The organism is Geobacillus sp. 46C-IIa (genome assembly GCF_014679505.1).
In the GTDB taxonomy this organism is placed as follows: domain Bacteria; phylum Bacillota; class Bacilli; order Bacillales; family Anoxybacillaceae; genus Geobacillus.
The window spans coordinates 337,851-355,806 of record NZ_CP061474.1 but is presented as its reverse complement, the minus strand read 5'-3'; the positions used below and the strand labels follow the sequence as shown (position 1 = coordinate 355,806).

The window sequence follows — 17,956 nt, the reverse complement described above, 5'->3', positions numbered from 1 at the left end:
CCCCGAACGCGCATGTTTCCTTTCTATCCATGACACGACTCAACTATACAAGGATTCATTAGCCGACAAACTAACACACGCGAAACGACAGAAGAAGGATTAGACAACTTCGGGGGCGAGAAAACGGAGCACTTGAAACAACAGAATCGGCCTGTCTGCGGTGTAAAAGTAGCGTCTGCAAAGAGTGCTCGCCTAGAAATTTCTCGCGGGACGAAGAGTGAGTTCTGTACGCGGGTGTATGGGAAATCCTTTCATGCGCAAGAACCTCTCAAACTCAGTTCTTGGGGGATTCATCCATTTCACTAAACAGTAGATATCCGGCCGGCTGTTCGCCGGCCATCACGACTGTCTCATCATGCATGGTCAACACTCCCATACTTTCCTTCAAAAAATAAGAGTGGGTCACCCGGTTCGTCTTTCATCAAAATATCGGCCACTTCTCCAAAATAGAGCGTATGGTCGCCAGCGACGTACGAGCTGTGCACGTTGCATAAAATATTCGCCATCGCGTCTGGCAAAATCGGGTATCCATCGACCTATTCAAACGCCACATCCCGCCCTTCCTTCAACTGACCGGCAAACAACCGCGACAAATCCTCCTGGCCACGCGTCAAAATGTTGACGGCAAACTTCCCTGTTTGCTTGACGATGTCATGCATCCGTGCTTTATGACCAATCGAGACGACGACAAGCTTCGGATCAAGCGAAACGGACATAAACGCGTTCGCCGTCATCCCTTTCGCTTCCCCTTGAAACGCGGTCGTCACGACCGTCACGCCGGTTGCGAATTTTCCCATCGCGTTGCGAAATGTGCGATCATCCATGCGTTCTCCCATCTTTCCTTGTTCATCAATTGTGGTTGTGCAGCTAGTTTATTTCTGCTTGAAAACGGTAGTTGGCTGCTCTCCATTTTGATGTTATATTAGGAAAACACGACGATTATAGCGAATTTCAGGAAAGAGAGGAGCGATGATAACAACTGCGATCAGCGGCCCGCCGCCCCAAGGTATGCCGCAGCTACCCGTTCATCCACGAGCAATTCAACTGCCTTTCCGTGCGCCACGATCCGGCCGCGCTCCAACACATACGCCTCATCCGCCGTTTGCAGTGCAGCGCGTACGTTTTGTTCAACGAGCACAACGGTGGTATGAAGCTGATCGCGCAGTCGTTTCAGCAGCTCCATCACTTCTTTGACGATGAGTGGTGCCAGCCCGAGCGATGGCTCATCAAGCATCAACAGTTTCGGTTTTGCCATTAACCCCCGGGCGATCGCCAGCATTTGCTGCTCACCGCCGCTTAACAATCCTCCTGGGCGGTCAAGCATCGTTTTCAACTTTGGAAACAACTCAAGCACTTGTTCATAATCGTGCTTCACTTCGCGCCTATCACGACGGTAACGGCGGTATGCCCCAAGGAGCAAATTGTCCTTGACCGATAAGCCTTCAAAAATTTGCCTCCTCTCCGGAACGAGACAAACGCCTTTTTCGACGATACGTTCTACTTTTCCGTACGAAAGCGGTTCACCTTCAAAGAGAATTTCACCTTCTGAAGGGACATAAAGGCCCGCAATCGTACCAAGGAGCGTGCTTTTGCCCGCTCCGTTGGCGCCGACGACTGCGACAATTTCCCCTTCTCTCACTTGCAGATCAACCTCTTTTAACACATGCAAATGGTCATGGTGAACATGAACGTTGCGAATTGTCAACATGGCGCCGCCTCCCCTTCACCTAAATACGCCTTAATGACATCCGGATGCCGTGCGATTTCTTTCGGTGTCCCTTCGGCGATTTTTTGTCCGTAATCGAGAACGACAATCCGGTCGGCGACTGACATGACCGTTTCCATATCATGTTCCACGAACAAAAAGGTCATCCCTTGTTCCCTCATCGCCAGCCATACATCAACGAGCTGCTTTGATTCTTGCGGATTGAGCCCAGCCATCGGTTCATCAAGCAAAATAAGCGACGGACGGGAGACGGCTGCCCTGGCGATTTCCACGATCCGCTGCATCCCGTACGGAAGCGTTCCCGCCTGTTCCATCGCCAAATCGGCCAAACCGACTTGCTCGAGGCAGACGAATGCCTCTTCCCGCGCTCGTTTCTCCTCTTTGACTGTACGGGGCAGGCGAAAACCGGCGCTTATGATCCCGCTTTTCAAACGTGGATGGAATCCGACCATGACGTTTTCCAATACGGTCATATCAGCAAACAGCTGCAAGTTTTGAAAGGTTCTTGTCATCCCGAGCATCGCCAGCTCATCCGGCCGTTTTCCATTGACTGTCATCCCGTGAAAACGAACGAAACCATCTGTCGGCGGAACAACGCCGCTAATGACATTGAACAATGTTGTTTTTCCCGCTCCGTTCGGCCCGATCACAGCAACAATGTCTCCCTTTTTCACCCCAAACGACACACGCTGAACCGCTTGAACTCCGCCAAACGACTTAGACAATTGTTCGACTTCCAACAACATCGCGTTCATCCATGCCCTCCCCCTATCGAACGCGCCTCATGACGGTCGGTCGCCGCTGCTTTTCCTTTCTGACTCCCGTCCATTGCCAAAAACCGTTTCATTCCCTTTTGCATGGCGTCCGTCAATCCACTAGGCATGTACATAAGCATGAGAATAAGCAACAAACCAAAAAAGACGATTTCAAACTCTCCGCCAGCATCCGGAAGTAACAACGGCACAACCGCTTTTAGCCATTCACCTAAGCCAACATAAACAGCCGCACCAACAAGGCCACCCCATACCCCAGCCGTCCCGCCGATGACAACCATAATCAGAAAATAAATAGAGGGAACAATGCTAAATAAGTCTGGGTTGATGAACGTAACATAATGCGCATACAAACTTCCGGCAACTGAAGCGTAAACAGCGCTAATCATAAAGATTTGTAACTTGTATTTGGTGATGTTTACCCCAAGCGAGCTGGCCGCCACTTCGCTTCCGTGAATGGCTCGCAGCGCCCGTCCGACCCGGGAGCGGACGATATTGTGGGCAAACCATAAACCGATAAACACAAACAGCCAAACAAGGTAATAAAACTGAATATCAGTCTGTAAGGAAATCCCCAGTGCACTGATCGGCGGAATACCAAAAAAGCCGTTTAACCCTCCGGTGATCGCTTTCCACTCCTTAAACAGTGTAAACATAATGACGCCAAATCCTAGCGTCGCCAAAGCTAAATAATGTTCACGCAACCGAAACACCGGGATGCCAACAACAAATGCCACCAAGGCGGCCAACAGCGCACCAACTGCCATCGCCAGCCAAGGAGACCATCCTACATGGGCGGTCAAATAAGCGGACGCATAAGCGCCGATGCCATAAAAGGCGGCTTGCCCGAGCGAAATTTGCCCAGCGTACCCCATCAATAGCGTCATCCCTGTACTGACTAGGGTATAAAGGCCAATGATAATCAGTGTGCTCAACAGGTAATTGTTTCCGGAAACAAGGAAAGGGAGCCCCAGCCAAGCAGCCAACAAAATGAGCAGCGCTAGCCACCTCCGTCCTCCGCTGATCTGTTCATACCGTTCCACCGCCATTCCTCCTTATACCCGCTTTCCTGTCATTTTCGCAAACAATCCATTCGGCATAAAGAAGAGCACAAGCAATAACAGCCCAAAGCTGATCGCGTCTTTGTATCCGGAAGACAAATATCCTTCGGCAAACGATTCGAGCAAACCGACAAGAAACGCTCCCGCGATCGCGGCCGGAGCATTCGTCAATCCACCCACAACGGCCGCAATAAATGCTTTTAATCCGATCATGATCCCCATATCATACGAGGCACCGGAGATCGGAGCGATGACCATTCCCGCCAATGCACCAAGCCCGGCACTAACCGCGACAGCCCCAATCGACATTTTGCGAATATCAATGCCCATCAAACGGGCGGCAAACGGATTGATGACGCAAGCCGCCACCGCTTTGCCAAAATACGTCCGTTGAAAGAACAAGTGCAATCCGATGAAACTAGTAATCGAAATGATGATCGCCCAAATACTTTGCCATTGGATCACCGCTCCAAACATCGAAAGCGATTCCCACCCAGCAAACGGACGCAAAGCATACGGATCCGTCCCCCATACAAGCAAAGCGATCCCGCGAAAGACGAACGACGCGCCAATCGTAATAATAATGAGCACAGCGACGGACGCATGGCGTGCCCGCTGAATCGCCAGCCGTTCAAACAGCCCTCCGATGACCATCACGGCGAGCATGCTCATCCCGATAGCGAGAACGAACGGCACGCCGCTCTTGACCAACGCAATACAAATCAGGGCGCCTAACATCGCGAAATCTCCTTGAGCTAGGTTTAAAATACCGGTCACACTGTACGTAATCACAAATCCGAGCGCCACTAATGCATAAATGCTGCCGAGCGTCAGTCCGGAAAACAGCAGCTGCACAAACTGGCTCCATGCTTCCATCAGCTTTGTCCTCCCCCTATTGGCTAGGTGAAACAAAAGGGAATCCGCCGCCTAATTCCCTTTCTTTTTCTAATTCTCCGCAAGCACAAATTTTCCGCCTTGAATTTGCACCATCACCAAACTATCGGCATTCAGTCCGGTATGATTGTCTTTGGACATATGGAATACGCCTGAGACACCAACAAAATCCGTTGTCTCTTCCAGCACCCCCCGTATTTTTTCTTTGTCAGTTCCCCCTTCTTTAATGGCATTCATCAATAGATGGAACGCATCCCAAGCGTGCCCGCCAAATGTCGTCGGTTCATAGTTGTACGTTTTCTCAAACTGTTCTTTATAGGTTAATAGCGTCTCCTTTTGCGGATCGCTGTCCGGGAGCTGATCAGCCACTAAAATGCGCCCCGCAGGGAGAATGACGCCGTTCGCCGCCTCTCCTGCTAAATCGATAAAGCTTTTTGTGCCAACACCGTGGCTTGCAATAATCGGCACATTAATGCCCAGCTCGCGAATATTTTTCGTCACAACTGCCGATTCTTGCGCTGTTCCCCAAACGATGATCGCCTGTGGATTGGCTTTTTTCACTCTTGTCAACATCGCTTTCGCATCATCGACGGTCGCCTCAAATTCCTCTTCAATCACAGCCTTGACTCCGTAATCCGGAGCATAGTGCACAAACTCGCTATGGCCACTTGTTCCATAAGCATTGGCGACATTGAGCCAGGCAACGCTCGTCCATCCCTTTTCTTTCAAAAAGCCAAGCAGCTTGTTAATGACAATATCGTCTCCTTGGGCTGTTTTAAATGTCCAATGGCGCGAGGATCCATCGCTTGGATTGACAATTTGTTTGCTTGCAGCGAGGGAAATGTACGGAATGCCTGCTTTCTCAACGAGTGGGATCATGGCTAAGGAGTTTCCGCTGATCGTGCCGCCAATTAGTGCCTTCACTTTGTCCTGCTCGATCAGCTTTTTCGTGGATAATACGGCTTCATTTTGATCGGACTTGTCATCATAGGCAATCAGCTTGATTTTCTTACCATTGATGCCACCTTGCTTATTCCATTGTTCCACCAGCATTTTGATGGTCTCCATTTCTGGTTTTCCAAGCGGGGCTGCTCCCCCAGAAGCGGAGAAAATGGCACCAATTTTGATTTGATCTTCTTCCCCTGTTGTTGCTGTCTTTCCACAAGCGGTAAGAAAAAGAACTAGTAATGCTGCCAAGCAGACATAGATCCTTTTTCTCATGCTCTATGACCCCCTTGTTATTTGATAGCGCTTCCAATTCAATCATCCTTCCCCGCCAAGCGGATGCCGCTCAGCGGGGGAAGTCAACGCCGCCGCAAAAACGCTTCGACGGTATTCATTTTATGTTGGCGTGCATACTGTTCCACTTCATGCGGCGGCGCCTGTTCGCGCAACAGGCGGATCATTTTCCGATGTTCTTCAATCGAAGCTTTTGCCCGTTGCGGAACAAGGGTAAATCCGTAAACGCGGATGCGCTTCATCCGCTGCCAAGTTTGCTTGATTTGCTCTTCTAAATACACATTGCCGCAGTGTGAATAAATCAACGAATGGAACGCATAGTTCAGCTCGCTGAACCGTTCCAGCTCCAGCTCTTCAAGCGCTAGCCCCATTTGCTCGTTCAACCTCTCAAGCTCTTCGATCGCCTCCTTTGTGACATGGGTGGAGCTAAGCGCCGTCGCATAGCCTTCTAAGACAGCCAATACCGAAAGCGTTTCGACATATTCTTTTTCGTTAATGGTGCTGACAATGGCGCCGGCATACGGCTTAAATTCGACCAGCCCTTCCGCCTCCAGCTGGCGGATTGCCTCACGCACCGGGATGCTGCTTAATCCCAGCTCGCGAGCAATTTGATCGATGACAACACGGTATCCTGGACCATAGGTTCCACTTTCGATACGGGCTAAAATATACTCATACGCCAACTGTGTTTTATTTTTCGCTTTCGTTTCCATATGTTTATCATATACTATGTCATATATGTTCGCTAGCAGTTATTTCTGTTCGACCGACAAGGCAGATGAGGGATTCGTTTTGCCGAATGGAGGAATTGGCGGGTCGCCGACGGCGACATGAACAACTTGCACTTCCGTGTAAAAGTCAAAGCTGTAATGCCCGCCTTCCCGACCGATGCCACTATATTTCGTCCCACCAAACGGAATGCGTAAATCGCGGACATTTGGCGAGTTGACCCATGCCATCCCGCTTTCGATCGCTTGAGCGACACGGTGGCCGCGCTTTAGATCGTTCGTCCATACATAGGCGGCAAGTCCGTACTTCACATCGTTGGCCAATCGAATCGCTTCCTCTTCATCCGTAAACGGCATAACCGCCATCACCGGGCCGAAAATTTCTTCTTGCGCCACCCTCATTCCATTATGGCAGCTAAGCAGCAGCGTCGGCGGCACAAAATTGCCTTTTTCTAACCCTTCCGGCACGCTTGCGGCGTAAACGTCCGCTCCTTCTTGCTTGGCGATTTCAATGTAGCGGTTCACCCGCTCCCAGTGGGCGCGATGAATGAGCGGCCCCAGCTCGGTCGCCGGATTCATCGGATCACCGATGACGATTTGATCGACGCGCTGTTTCAGTCGTTCCACAAACTCATCATATATTGATCGCTCCAGCAACAACCGCGAATTGGCGGTGCACCGTTCCCCGTTGAGAGAATACATCCCCCAAACCGCCGCATCAAGTGCCCGTTCCATGTCCGCGTCGGCAAAGACGATGAGCGGTGACTTGCCGCCGAGCTCCATCGACGTTTTTTTCAACGTCGCGGCGCTGTTGCGGATGATTTCCATGCCGGTTGTCGTCTCCCCGGTGAAGGAGATGAGGCGCACGTCTGGATGGGCAACAAGCGCGGCACCCGCTGTTTCACCAAATCCATGCACAACGTTGAACACCCCAGCAGGCAGTCCGGCTTCATCGATGATTTCTGCGAGCTTATTCGCCGTCAACGGTGACCACTCGGCCGGTTTCAAGACGACCGTATTGCCGGTCGCGAGCGCCGGGGCAACTTTCCACGTCTCAAGCATAAACGGCGTATTCCATGGCGTGATCAGCCCCGCGATTCCGACCGGTTTATAGACAGTATAGTTTAAAAACTGGCCATTGACGTGATACGCCTCACCGACAAGGCGCGTTTTCACCATTTCGGCGTAAAAACGGAAGTTTTCTGCTGCACGGGCAGCCTGTTTTTTCGCCTGGCTGATCGGAATGCCGGTATCAAGCGTCTCTAAGTAGGCGATCTCTTCCTTATCCCGTTCAATCAACTCCGCGATGCGAAGCACGTAACGAAGCCGCTCCTCGACCGGCATCGTTCGCCATGGACCGTCATCAAACGCTGTCTTCGCCGCCCGGACCGCCGCATCGATCTCTTCTTTGTTCCCTTCCGCCACTTGATTGATCGGTTCATTCGTAAAAGGGTTCATGTTGTCAAAAAACGCGCAGTTCGCGCTTTCGACAAACCGCCCGTTGATATAATGAAGCACGTTCGGTTGCGTTGCCATTCGTCTCCCCCTCTGCTACGGCGTTGTTCGATAACGCGCATGAATGTTGTTATGCTTGTACGTCCCCGCCTCGCTGAATTCGTACAACTCAAGTGACAACGCCAAATACCGTTTGGCAAACAGCGGGGCGAAATGGTCTTTCATGATCGCAAACAGTTCATCGCCGACTGCTTTTTTCACCGTCTCTGGGCGACCGGCACCGATTTTCAGCGTCCCATGTACAAAGGCATCATCATGGGTGCCGTCCGCCACACAATACTCATGAAGCCGGATGGCCCGCGAACGGATGCCGCCGATCGGAAACCAATCGCTCCGGCGTATCAATGCTTGATTGATTTTCATCAGCAAGCCGCGAAAGTCGGCCTCTTCACCAAGATTATCCGTATATTCCAAAATAAAGTGCGGCATCGTGCTCCCTTCCTTTCGTTCTGAAAGTGCCCCGCTCTCTTTAACCGAATGGTTCGCGTATCGTTAGATGCTAGCTATTCAATGTAATTGATGAGCCGACCAATGCGCTCGATTTCAGTCACAACTTCATCGCCGGGCTGGACGTTCACCGCCCCTTTCGGCGTGCCGGTCAAAATCAGATCGCCCGGAGCGAGCGTCATAAAACTCGTAATATATTCAAGCAAATACGGGATGGAAAAAATCATATCGGCTGTATATCCTTCCTGCACGAGCGCTCCATTGACATACGTCCGCAACGCCAGCGCCATCGGGTCGCCAACTTCCTCATGGCTGACGATCCACGGGCCAAGCGGCGTCGCCCGATCCCGGTTTTTAACGCGAAAATTCGGCCGGTAGTAATTTTCCAAATAATCGCGGACAGCATAATCGTTGGCAATCGTGTATCCCAAAATGTAATCATACGCCTGTTCCGCCTTCACCCGACGAGCCGGGCGGCCGATGACCACAGCGAGCTCGCATTCGTAATGCATCATGTCAACCCCTGCCGGCCGGACGGTGCGGCCAAGATGACCAACCAACGTGTTTTTCCCTTTGAAAAATAACAGCGGCTCTTTCGGGGCGGCCAACGACAACTCTCCAGCATGGTCAGCATAATTCAACCCAAGCGCCACGATCGTGTGCGGCTCGACCGGGGGAAGCCACATCACCTTATGATCATCGACGATCGTTCCATCCGGAAGAAGGAGGCGACCGCTGTCAAGCGGCTCGGCTTCGGTCACCGTTCCGTTCCACGCGACACGCGCCCGCTTCATTCCCCTTCTCCTCCTTCTTCGATAACGATCCGATTTTCCAACGCGCCGATCCCTTCTATTTCGATGCGCACCACATCCCCCGCCGAAACGAGCGAGGCGTCGGCCGGCCAGCTGAAAAACAGCACATCTCCCTCCTCAAGCGTCATAAACTCGGTCACATCCGCGAGCCATTGTTCAGGCGGGCGCCGAAAACGACGGAGATCGACGCATTGAACAAGACGGCCGTTTACATATACGCGCGCCGAAAGCGACGACAGCGGCACGGTTTCCTCTTTCGGCACCACCCATGGACCGATCGGAGTGAACCCGTCGCGCGCTTGCTCCTTCACCGCCGGGCGGTACAGCTGCTCGTGCGGGATGGACAAATCATTCACGATCGTATAGCCGAATACGACATCGAGCGCCTCCTCAGGACGGACGCGCGCGGCCGTCCGCCCGATGACAAGGCCGACAGCCGGAGCAGCGCGAAGCCGGTTGACGCCAGGCGGGAGAACGACCGGCCGCCGATGGGCGTTGATCGTATTGGCCGGCTTCATATACAGCACCGGACCTTCCGGCGGCTTCCGATACGGCGGGGCGGTCATCGCCTCGGCCATCGCCTCCCATTCCCGCCGATCATTGAGCGCCACCCCATACATAGCGCCGACTTCTGGCGCCTCCCACTCCCATTCATTGATGCGCGATGTCCGTCCGTCCAACGTTACCGTCCCGCCGCGCCAGTCCACTTCCGCCTCAATCGAATGCCGCCGGCCGGCTAGGCGCAGCCGCACATTCACGATCATCTCTCCCCCTTCCATCGCAGTAATCAATGTCACAGCCTCTCCATGTCAGGATCGGTGGGCGCGCCGCCCGCCTTCCTTCAGGTAGAACAGTCGACAACGCTTATTTCGCCGGCTGTTGCGCCGCCTCAGTCAACAACCCATATTTGACGAGCGTGCGACGGATTTGTTCCTGGTGCTCTTCGCTTGGCAAATCAAGCGGCAGGCGAAGTTTTGGGGTGATTTTTCCCATCATGCCAAGCGCCGCCTTCACCGGGCCGGGATTCGTTTCAATGAACAGCACGTCATTGAGCTCCATCAGTTCAAAATGAAGGTCTTGCGCCCGCTTGACATCGCCGTCGAACCAAGCATCATGCAGCTCAGCCACCTTCTGCGGCACAACGTTGGCCGTTGCGCTGATCGAACCGGCGCCACCGATCGCCAACATCGGATAGCACAACAGCTCGATGCCGGAGAACAGCAGAAAATCGCGCCCGCAATGCCATAACACCCGATTGACATGCTCAAAATCTTTGTTTGACTCCTTCACCCCGATAATGTTCGGGCAGTCCTCGGCGAGCCGCGCTAACGTTTTGACTTCCAAATTGACCGCCGTCCGCCCTGGAATATTGTAGACGATGATCGGAATGTCAACTGACTCGGCCACCGCCTTAAAATGCTTATAGAGTGCCTGCTGAGACGGGCGGTTGTAATACGGGACGATGACCATCGCGGCATCGGCCCCAATCTCTTGGGCGAATTTCGTCAACTCGATCGTTTCCGCATGGTTCGTCGAGCCCGTCCCCGGCACAAACGGCACACGCCCGGTGACCGCCTTTTTCGCTGTTTCCATCACCTGTTTTCGTTCGTCAATTGTCAGCGAACTCGGCTCGCCGGATGTCCCCGTCACCGAAATGCCGTGTGTGCCGCTTTTTATATGCCAATCAATGAGTGCCGTCAACGTGGCAAAATCAACGTTTCCCTCTTCATCAAACGGCGTGACGACCGGTGCAATCGAGCCGCGCAGCCGCTCTTTCACCTCGCGGTATGTCATCCCCCTTGCCTCCTAGTAGACTGATTTTTCCTAATGTTACGAATATTATACATAATAGTATATATGAAATCAACTATAAAATTATATATGATTTATGTTAGATCAAAAAGGTCGGTTTCACTTTCTGCAACGCCGGTTCGTTCGGTTCAATCGGTTGGCCACTATGGACGTTCAACATGTCCGACGCCTCTTCAAACCAGCTGTCCGGCGCCGCATGCCCCCAAAATGTCTGGCGCCGCGGATCGTCCAAATCCCAACGGATTGGCGGAAAATCCGGATCGCTCGTCAAATAGTCACCGTTATACAACTCAATTCGATGGCCGTCCGGGTCGCGCAAATAGACAAAGAACGCATTGGATAGCCCATGCCGCCCCGGCCCCCGTTCAATGCTGGACCCGTATCCTGATGCCGCCAACACATCGCATGCATGGATCAGGCTAAGCGGATCCGGCAGCCAAAAACCGATATGATGAAGGCGCGGCCCTTTCCCGTTCATGAGCGCCAAATCATGGACATTTTGCTTCCGATGCAGCCAAGCCGCCCACAGCTTGCCATCCTCTGTTTCTGTATATTCTGAGCAGGCAAAGCCTAAATCGCCAACGTAAAAATCGTATCCTTTCTGTACATCCGTTACCGCACAGTTGAAATGGTCAATACGTTGGACGCGGGCACCGCGATACAAGTCATAGCGCTGCAACAGCCGCTCGGTTTTCTCCATATGCACGAAAAACTCAAGCGGCAGCCCTAATGGGTCTTGGACGCGAAACGCCCGTCCAACGGCACGCTGCGAGCCGTCCTCAATCCATCTTGGGTTCAGCTGTTGCGCCGCAAACCATTCGTACAGCGCTTCGAGTTCTTGCTCGGAACCGACTTTGTAGCCAAGCGCCTCGACCGCGGGACGGGGCGCCTTTTTCAACACTAAGCTATGATGGTGGTATTCTTCCAACCCGCGTAAATAGATATGCTCACGGTCCGCTTCCGTCACGACAAACCCAAGCACCCGTTCATAAAAGTCACGCGACGCGGCCAAATCAGTCACATGCAGCACCGCGCGAGCACAACGAATGATGGAAAACGTCATTGTTCCTCTCCCCCTCTAATCAATGATCGCTGTTCAACGGAATCGAAACGCCGCCTTTTTTCGTACACAAAAATTGTTGCACAAACTGTTTATACGACTCTTTTTCATAGCCGTCGAAATAGGCCATCCCCATCCGTACGGGGTCCCCGAAAAAGTAATATTCATAGTGCGTCTGCCTTGCACCGAACGCGCTCATCGTCAAATCCCAAGCTAATCGGAACAGTTGGACACGTTCATAACCACCCACCGTCGCCCCTTGCATCGCCCGGCGGACGATGTCCCCGATTTCCTCATGTTCAAAATCTGCTTCTGTCGGAATCGCCATCAAGCCGGACGCCCCTAAAATGCGGATGATTTCCACCAAACGTGGATACACGCGTGGATACCAGTTGCGCGCAGCATCCAAAGCAGCAAAATCCGGCGTCATCGTCCCCCAACGATCTGGCTTTGCGTTATGCTCAGCCCGGTACAAGTGGCTTTTCATCGTTTCGAGAGCGAGCATGATTTCCGCCCCTTTGTCCTTCACATGTTGAAACTCACCAATGCCGATCGCTTCGATGAGACAAAGGGTAACCCCAAGCAAAAACTCCGTTTTGACGATGTTTTTCGCCACCACTTGATGGGACATATGAACGACCGCATTCGTCTCACGGAACGTCCGGTTACAAATCGACGAATTGCCGCAGACAAAGACGCGCTCCCATGGCACAAACACGTTTTCAAATGAAACGATCGCATCGCCTTCTTCAAAGCGAGACGCGAGCGGATGGTCCCACGTGCTGCGCCCGTAATCGAACGCCTCGCGGCAAATGAACTTCACACCTGGCGTATTGTTCGGGATGGCAAAGGCGAGCGCATACGGATCTTCACCTGCTGTCGATTTTTTCACCGTAGACGGAAACACTAAAATTTCGTCTGTGATTCCGCCTTGCGTCGCCAACAGGCGGATGCCGCTGACGATGATGCCGTCTTTTCGCCGTTCCACCAAATGGAGCGGCACATCGGCGTCTTTTTGCTCGTGAAGCGCCTTGGCGCGATTCATTTGCGGATGGATGAGCGTATGCGTCAAGCTGATGTCATTTTCCCGCGCATATTCATAATAGTTTCTTGCATTCTCGGCAAACATCGGGTCGTCTTCGGCAAACAAATCATTGGCGATGCCCATCGCCATCACTTCGGCGTTTAAGTAATCCGGCGAACGCCCCATCATTCCGGCCGACATCCGAGCCCATTCTTGCGTCGCCTCGCGGCGGGCGATGAGCTCATCGATCGTCGTCGGCTGGATAAACGTCATCCCGACCAACTGTCCAGTTGTCGGCGACCGGTACAACATTTTGTCCGGCTTTTCATATTGCCGGTCGTACAGCGCCGCCATGGAGCGAACGACATTGCGAAACGCCGGATGGACGGTGACATCTTCGACTTTTTCCCCATGGATGTACACGCTGCTTTTCGCCTGCTTCAGCCTCTCCATATACTGCTTTCCTGTTTTGGCCGGCATTTTCATTCCTCCTATTTTCAAGTATAATAAATGAAGTAAGCGCTACCATTCAGAATGTTCGAAATTAATATAACATATGATTTCATATATGAAAAATACAAAAATGCTCAACCATCCTATACGAAAAAGATATGGAAGAAGAGAGGAGACACGGCCATGATCGATGTGAAACAGCTGAAATACTTCGTCACCATTGCCGAAGAGGGACAAGTCACGAAGGCGGCACAAAAACTTCATATCGCTCAGCCGCCGCTCAGCCAACAGCTGAAGCAGCTCGAAGAAGAGCTCGGCGTTTCGCTATTTGACCGGAAAGCGAAAAAAATGGAGCTTACCGCACCGGGCAAAGCGTTTTACGAAAAGGCGAAACAACTGTTGCGCCAGCTTGATGACGCCATCTCGGAAGTGAAAGAAATCGAAATGGGGACAGCGGGAACATTGGCTGTCGGCTGCGTCAAATCGTGCTTTTACTATTTGGCACAAGCGATCCACCAATTCCATGAACAGTTTCCGAACGTGACGTTTCATCTTCGGGAAGGAGATACGTTTTCCATTTGCCAGCTGCTTCAAGAGCGCCATATCGATATCGGCATTGTCCGCTTACCGATCGATTCGTCTCATTACGACATCATTCCGCTGCCAAGCGACCGTTATGTCGCCGTCTTGCCCAAGCACTGGGCATTGAGCCGATCTGCCTTATCGATGCGCGATTTTGCGGAGTGGCCGCTCCTCCTTCTCCACCGTGTGCACGGTGCCGGACAGTACGAACGGGTCGTCGCGGAATGCCGACGCCACGGGTTTGAACCAAACATCCTATGCGAATGCCCGGACGCGACCATTTTGCTTTCCTTGGTCGCAGAAGGCATTGGTGCCACCATTGTGCCTCAATCCACCGTGGCCTTGTTTCGCCTCCCCGGCATCAAGGAGCTTGAGATCATCGACTCGTCGATGACCGCGGAAGCCGCCGTCATCCTTGACCGACAACGATATTTGCCGAAAAGCGCCCATCATTTTCTCGATCTGTTGCAACAAACGGCGGCCATGGATCAACAGTAGCGCCCTCGATTCCCTTTGCTAAACGCCGCTCAGGCGCCATCAAGCGAACAAAAAAGAGGGGCACAGACGTCCTGGTGGTTTGCCTGTTCTAATTTTCCAACTTCCTTCTTCATTTGATCGATCCATTCCCTTCTTTTGACCGTCACGACCCGAGAAGGAACAGAAAAAAATCCGACAAACGTAGGGCTTCAATAGGAAAAGGAATTGTCATAAAATTTAAACAGATTTACTAAAACGCTTACAACCATTCTCATTCAAAAAGGGGGAGGAGAACAGCCATGGAAATGGCAACAAAATCGGTCATCATTGGGGGGCATACGGCAAAAAAGCCGCTGCTCGCCGCACTGCTCGGAGGGTTTCTGTTTCTCAGCGCCCTATTGTCCATCTTCGGGCTCACGGGTGTCGCGTACGCCTTGCCGCTCGGCGGGGTCGGTGAATTTACCATCCAATTTGACAAGCTTAACGGGCAAGGCTTTAAAATGTACGGGGGGATGGCGGAATCTGGAGAGACGAAACAAACGCCGGTATTTGTCAACGAAATCAAAAATGCCAGCATCCAAGGACTCAAAATTTCAAAGGACTTCGAAGCGCTTGGTCTCCGCGTCGTCATTGAAGCCGGCGGAACCGTATCGATCGATGGGCTAGTGCAAAAAGCAACGCAAATTAACGGCAACATCTCCTTCGGCAGCTTGACGATGAAAGAAAACTATGTAGGCGATGTACAAAATCCCGTTCAAAAAGCAGCACAAGAGTTCACCCAAGGAGCCGATAGCATTTCAATCGAAAACGGGGACTTAAAAACAGTCTATTTGTTCCAGCAAAAAGTTTCGCTTCCAGGCATGAAAGTATACTTTGAGAGACTGAAATAAGCAAGGATGGTTGATATGACCCGTTCCTATTGGCAGACGTTCAGGCGTTGGCGCCAGCGGCGGCCGTTTTGGGGGGCGACGCTTCTCTTGCTGTCGGGCTTGATCATTCTATGGATTCCAGCGCATTTATACGAAATTTCGCTCGTCCCGGGCAGCACCGTTTTCGTCGGCTTTTTCCTCGGCGGGATGGTGTTGCTTATGGCCGCGTTGTCCTACGCAACGCCGCGCCTGTCGACACTGTTTGGCATCATCGGCATGTTCAGCGCCATCTTGTCGATCATGGGCGCGTTAGGCGGCTTTTTAATCGGCACGATTTTAGGCATCATCGGCGGGGCGCTTTGCATCGCTTGGCGCCCGCAATGGGCCGACTCCGCCGCCCCGCTGGCGCATAGCGAAGCGGCTGCGGACAAAGAGGCCGCCAACGTCACCCACTGAAAGCCATGAAGCAAAACCGAACGCGGATCGACCGTCCCGTTCGGTTTTGTTGTTTTTTGCTCTATTAAATTGATGGATTTTCTCATCCGCTTGACTTTCTTCCACCTTGAAATGTTTCCTGTCATGCGACAAATCTCTCCTTTGTTTTCGCCATCTATGGTACAATTTCTTTGGCAGCATCGATTTTACCGAAGGCGCGTGTCAACCCTATTCCATTTCAGAAAGGATGGCGAGGATGGAAACGGTTTTAAACCAAATTTTGCATCGCCTCGATGCATTGCACTCGACAATCGGCGCCCTAACCTCTGAAATCAACGATATCAAAGCGAATATGGCCACTAAGGAAGAGGTCGCCGAACTTCGAACCAAAATTCATGACATCGAGGCCAACATGGCCACCAAGGACGAAGTCGCCGAACTGCAGGCCAAAATTCGCGACATCGAAGCCAACATGGCCACCAAGGACGAAGTCGCCGAACTGCAAGGCAAAGTCACTGAACTTCAAGGCAAAATAAACGAAATCGAAAGGAAAATGGCAACGAAAGAAGATCTCATTCCGATTCGGCAAGCGGTGTTGGAAACGAACGAAATGGTGAAAGCGATCGAGGCGAATCAAGAGCGCCACGAACAAGTATTGCAAGTGTTGTCCAAACGCTCTATCGAACATGAAGCGGCGATCACAAGCCTGCGATGGGCCAAATGACTTCCCCCTCAAACGAAACGATTGCAATATTCTAACTATGATGGAAACCGAATGAAATCCATCGTCCGCCAAAACCAGCATTCCAACATCTAAAAACATCTTGATGGGAAACGAAGAAGAAGCGGCCAAGCTGTCCAGGGCCGCAAGCGTAAGGCGAATTCCCCTGTCCATGCTGGCCGCAGCTTCTCTTCCCGTGATGATGGAGCAAGACCCACGCAGCGTGTTTTCAAATTCCTGTTGCTGACCATAAAAAAGCTATGCAAAATTCATGCAAAATTCCCCAAATTCTACGGGATTCTTTCGGGTTCTTGAAAAAATAAAAGCGACCACAAATGCGGTCGCATCAAGGGTTTCACGATTTTGCATCCAAACCGTTTGGATGTTGGAAATGGAGACGGTGGGAGTCGAACCCACGTCCAGAGGCATCGCCACTTAAGCATCTACGAGCGTAGTCGGTATATTTTGCTTCGCCGTCCGTTCCGCCTACCGACAGGCCTCCCGGCGGCTAGCCTGGTTCATCTCTTCCCTCGTCCTCAGGCGGTGGATTTGGGCGTAGCCCGCTTCATATGAACCCCTCGGACGCCACACGGGCGATGGCGGGAGGAGCTAGCTGCAGCAATTAGGCAGCTAAAGCGTAGTTTTGTTTGCCAGTTATCTTTAGGTGACGTTTTTACGAGGACGTCCCCCTCGGCTCGCCGCTTAAGCTCGACCTACCCCTGTCGAATCCGGATCGTCCCCGCGGTTGCGAAGAAAGATCGGAGCTTAAGCATGGATCAACTGGCTTTCGTACTCTTATTATATCATGGCTAGACGCATTTGCAATGGAAATATGCGTCAAATCTTTTGCCGCTCGCGGAACGCCCGCTCGATTTCTCGTTGCGCTTCTTTCCGCTTCATGTCTTCGCGCTTGTCGTATTTTTTCTTCCCTTTGGCGACGCCCAGTTCGACTTTGGCGAAGCCGTTTTTGATATACAATTTCAGCGGCACGAGCGTATACCCTTGCTCTTTCGTGTAGCCGATCAGCTTGTTGATTTCACGGCGGTGCAGGAGGAGCTTTCGCGTCCGCAGCGGATCATGGTTGTAGCGGTTGCCTTGTTCATACGGACTGATATGCATATTATGGAGAAACACTTCCCCTTTTTCGACTTTAGCGAACGAATCTTTTAAGTTGACGCGCCCGTTGCGGATCGATTTAATTTCCGTCCCTTGCAAAACGAGACCCGCTTCATACGTTTCTTCAATAAAATAATCATGGCGCGCTTTTTTGTTTTGCGCGATCACTTTTCCTTCCCCTTTTGGCATACACGTCCTCCTCCTCATCGTAG

Annotated in this window: 18 protein-coding genes, 1 other RNA gene and 1 pseudogene; 4 read left to right on the top strand and 16 right to left on the bottom strand. The window is 52.0% G+C overall.

Annotation, left to right across the window (positions count from 1 at the left end; genetic code table 11):
* Positions 1-353: 353 nt before the first annotated feature.
* From IC803_RS01785 to hpaB, 14 genes and pseudogenes are all read right to left on the bottom strand, one after another.
* Positions 354-824: pseudogene (locus IC803_RS01785) on the bottom strand (flavin reductase family protein).
* Between the two features lie 161 nt (positions 825-985).
* A complete protein-coding gene (locus IC803_RS01780; RefSeq protein WP_081207140.1) occupies positions 986-1,708 on the bottom strand; it encodes an ABC transporter ATP-binding protein in 723 nt (240 codons plus the stop codon).
* The gene (locus tag IC803_RS01775; protein WP_081207141.1) at positions 1,702-2,481 is read right to left on the bottom strand and encodes an ABC transporter ATP-binding protein; all 780 of its coding nucleotides are present in this window, start codon (positions 2,479-2,481) and stop codon (positions 1,702-1,704) included. Before IC803_RS01775 ends, IC803_RS01780 begins: the two co-directional genes overlap by 7 nt.
* Entirely contained in the window at positions 2,478-3,548 is a 1,071-nt protein-coding gene (locus tag IC803_RS01770; protein WP_081207142.1) for a branched-chain amino acid ABC transporter permease, read from the bottom strand. Before IC803_RS01770 ends, IC803_RS01775 begins: the two co-directional genes overlap by 4 nt.
* Before the next feature lie 6 nt (positions 3,549-3,554).
* On the bottom strand, positions 3,555-4,436 hold the full coding sequence (locus tag IC803_RS01765; protein ID WP_081207143.1) for a branched-chain amino acid ABC transporter permease: 882 nt from the start codon (positions 4,434-4,436) through the stop codon (positions 3,555-3,557).
* Positions 4,437-4,505: 69 nt separating this feature from the next.
* A complete protein-coding gene (locus tag IC803_RS01760) occupies positions 4,506-5,675 on the bottom strand; it encodes an ABC transporter substrate-binding protein (protein ID WP_081207144.1) in 1,170 nt (389 codons plus the stop codon).
* Between the two features lie 83 nt (positions 5,676-5,758).
* Positions 5,759-6,406 carry a GntR family transcriptional regulator gene (locus tag IC803_RS01755; protein ID WP_081207145.1) on the bottom strand — a complete coding sequence of 216 codons (648 nt, stop codon included), beginning with the start codon at positions 6,404-6,406 and terminating at the stop codon, positions 5,759-5,761.
* 39 nt (positions 6,407-6,445) lie between these two features.
* Positions 6,446-7,957: a 5-carboxymethyl-2-hydroxymuconate semialdehyde dehydrogenase gene (hpaE, locus tag IC803_RS01750; protein ID WP_081207146.1), complete on the bottom strand. Its 1,512-nt coding sequence runs from the start codon at positions 7,955-7,957 to the stop codon at positions 6,446-6,448.
* A 15-nt stretch (positions 7,958-7,972) separates the two neighbouring features.
* Positions 7,973-8,365, bottom strand: coding sequence for a 5-carboxymethyl-2-hydroxymuconate Delta-isomerase (locus tag IC803_RS01745; protein WP_081207147.1), 393 nt, complete (start codon positions 8,363-8,365; stop codon positions 7,973-7,975).
* A 74-nt stretch (positions 8,366-8,439) separates the two neighbouring features.
* A complete protein-coding gene (locus IC803_RS01740) occupies positions 8,440-9,177 on the bottom strand; it encodes a fumarylacetoacetate hydrolase family protein (RefSeq protein ID WP_081207148.1) in 738 nt (245 codons plus the stop codon).
* Positions 9,174-9,959, bottom strand: a complete 786-nt coding sequence (locus IC803_RS01735) for a fumarylacetoacetate hydrolase family protein (protein WP_081207149.1) — start codon at positions 9,957-9,959, stop codon at positions 9,174-9,176. Before IC803_RS01735 ends, IC803_RS01740 begins: the two co-directional genes overlap by 4 nt.
* A 100-nt stretch (positions 9,960-10,059) precedes the next feature.
* Entirely contained in the window at positions 10,060-10,989 is a 930-nt protein-coding gene (gene hpaI, locus IC803_RS01730; protein WP_081207150.1) for a 2,4-dihydroxyhept-2-ene-1,7-dioic acid aldolase, read from the bottom strand.
* A 97-nt stretch (positions 10,990-11,086) separates the two neighbouring features.
* Positions 11,087-12,070, bottom strand: a complete 984-nt coding sequence (gene hpaD / locus IC803_RS01725; RefSeq protein WP_081207151.1) for a 3,4-dihydroxyphenylacetate 2,3-dioxygenase — start codon at positions 12,068-12,070, stop codon at positions 11,087-11,089.
* Positions 12,071-12,089: 19 nt separating this feature from the next.
* Complete coding sequence (gene hpaB, locus IC803_RS01720) at positions 12,090-13,571, bottom strand: 4-hydroxyphenylacetate 3-monooxygenase, oxygenase component (protein WP_081207152.1); 1,482 nt, start codon at positions 13,569-13,571, stop codon at positions 12,090-12,092.
* Positions 13,572-13,727: 156 nt separating this feature from the next.
* On the opposite strand from hpaB, the gene IC803_RS01715 reads away from it, so the two are divergent.
* From IC803_RS01715 to IC803_RS01700, 4 genes are all read left to right on the top strand, one after another.
* On the top strand, positions 13,728-14,624 hold the full coding sequence (locus IC803_RS01715; protein ID WP_081207153.1) for a LysR family transcriptional regulator: 897 nt from the start codon (positions 13,728-13,730) through the stop codon (positions 14,622-14,624).
* Positions 14,625-14,902: 278 nt separating this feature from the next.
* Positions 14,903-15,493, top strand: coding sequence for a DUF6230 family protein (locus IC803_RS01710; protein WP_081207154.1), 591 nt, complete (start codon positions 14,903-14,905; stop codon positions 15,491-15,493).
* Positions 15,494-15,508: 15 nt separating this feature from the next.
* Entirely contained in the window at positions 15,509-15,928 is a 420-nt protein-coding gene (locus IC803_RS01705) for a DUF6114 domain-containing protein (protein ID WP_223812012.1), read from the top strand.
* Between the two features lie 235 nt (positions 15,929-16,163).
* Entirely contained in the window at positions 16,164-16,631 is a 468-nt protein-coding gene (locus IC803_RS01700; protein WP_081207156.1) for a hypothetical protein, read from the top strand.
* Between the two features lie 386 nt (positions 16,632-17,017).
* Here the strand turns inward: IC803_RS01700 and ssrA are convergent.
* Together ssrA and smpB are read right to left on the bottom strand one after the other, a co-directional pair.
* Positions 17,018-17,369, bottom strand: a transfer-messenger RNA (tmRNA) gene (gene ssrA / locus IC803_RS01695).
* A 96-nt stretch (positions 17,370-17,465) separates the two neighbouring features.
* Entirely contained in the window at positions 17,466-17,933 is a 468-nt protein-coding gene (gene smpB / locus IC803_RS01690) for an SsrA-binding protein SmpB (protein ID WP_008880280.1), read from the bottom strand.
* Between the last annotated feature and the right edge of the window lie 23 nt (positions 17,934-17,956).

What these genes read in the sequence shown, in the direction of transcription:
- IC803_RS01765 (WP_081207143.1), bottom strand. Translation starts at nt 4,436, where the DNA reads ATGGAAGCATGGAGCCAGTTTGTGCAGCTGCTGTTTTCCGGACTGACG.
- IC803_RS01755 (WP_081207145.1), bottom strand. Translation starts at nt 6,406, where the DNA reads ATGGAAACGAAAGCGAAAAATAAAACACAGTTGGCGTATGAGTATATT.
- IC803_RS01780 (WP_081207140.1), bottom strand. Translation starts at nt 1,708, where the DNA reads ATGTTGACAATTCGCAACGTTCATGTTCACCATGACCATTTGCATGTG.
- hpaD (WP_081207151.1), bottom strand. Translation starts at nt 12,070, where the DNA reads ATGACGTTTTCCATCATTCGTTGTGCTCGCGCGGTGCTGCATGTGACT.
- smpB (WP_008880280.1), bottom strand. Translation starts at nt 17,933, where the DNA reads ATGCCAAAAGGGGAAGGAAAAGTGATCGCGCAAAACAAAAAAGCGCGC.
- hpaI (WP_081207150.1), bottom strand. Translation starts at nt 10,989, where the DNA reads ATGACATACCGCGAGGTGAAAGAGCGGCTGCGCGGCTCGATTGCACCG.
- IC803_RS01735 (WP_081207149.1), bottom strand. Translation starts at nt 9,959, where the DNA reads ATGATCGTGAATGTGCGGCTGCGCCTAGCCGGCCGGCGGCATTCGATT.
- IC803_RS01710 (WP_081207154.1), top strand. Translation starts at nt 14,903, where the DNA reads ATGGAAATGGCAACAAAATCGGTCATCATTGGGGGGCATACGGCAAAA.
- IC803_RS01715 (WP_081207153.1), top strand. Translation starts at nt 13,728, where the DNA reads ATGATCGATGTGAAACAGCTGAAATACTTCGTCACCATTGCCGAAGAG.
- IC803_RS01770 (WP_081207142.1), bottom strand. Translation starts at nt 3,548, where the DNA reads ATGGCGGTGGAACGGTATGAACAGATCAGCGGAGGACGGAGGTGGCTA.
- IC803_RS01775 (WP_081207141.1), bottom strand. Translation starts at nt 2,481, where the DNA reads ATGAACGCGATGTTGTTGGAAGTCGAACAATTGTCTAAGTCGTTTGGC.
- IC803_RS01705 (WP_223812012.1), top strand. Translation starts at nt 15,509, where the DNA reads ATGACCCGTTCCTATTGGCAGACGTTCAGGCGTTGGCGCCAGCGGCGG.
- IC803_RS01745 (WP_081207147.1), bottom strand. Translation starts at nt 8,365, where the DNA reads ATGCCGCACTTTATTTTGGAATATACGGATAATCTTGGTGAAGAGGCC.
- hpaE (WP_081207146.1), bottom strand. Translation starts at nt 7,957, where the DNA reads ATGGCAACGCAACCGAACGTGCTTCATTATATCAACGGGCGGTTTGTC.
- IC803_RS01760 (WP_081207144.1), bottom strand. Translation starts at nt 5,675, where the DNA reads ATGAGAAAAAGGATCTATGTCTGCTTGGCAGCATTACTAGTTCTTTTT.
- hpaB (WP_081207152.1), bottom strand. Translation starts at nt 13,571, where the DNA reads ATGCCGGCCAAAACAGGAAAGCAGTATATGGAGAGGCTGAAGCAGGCG.
- IC803_RS01740 (WP_081207148.1), bottom strand. Translation starts at nt 9,177, where the DNA reads ATGAAGCGGGCGCGTGTCGCGTGGAACGGAACGGTGACCGAAGCCGAG.
- IC803_RS01700 (WP_081207156.1), top strand. Translation starts at nt 16,164, where the DNA reads ATGGAAACGGTTTTAAACCAAATTTTGCATCGCCTCGATGCATTGCAC.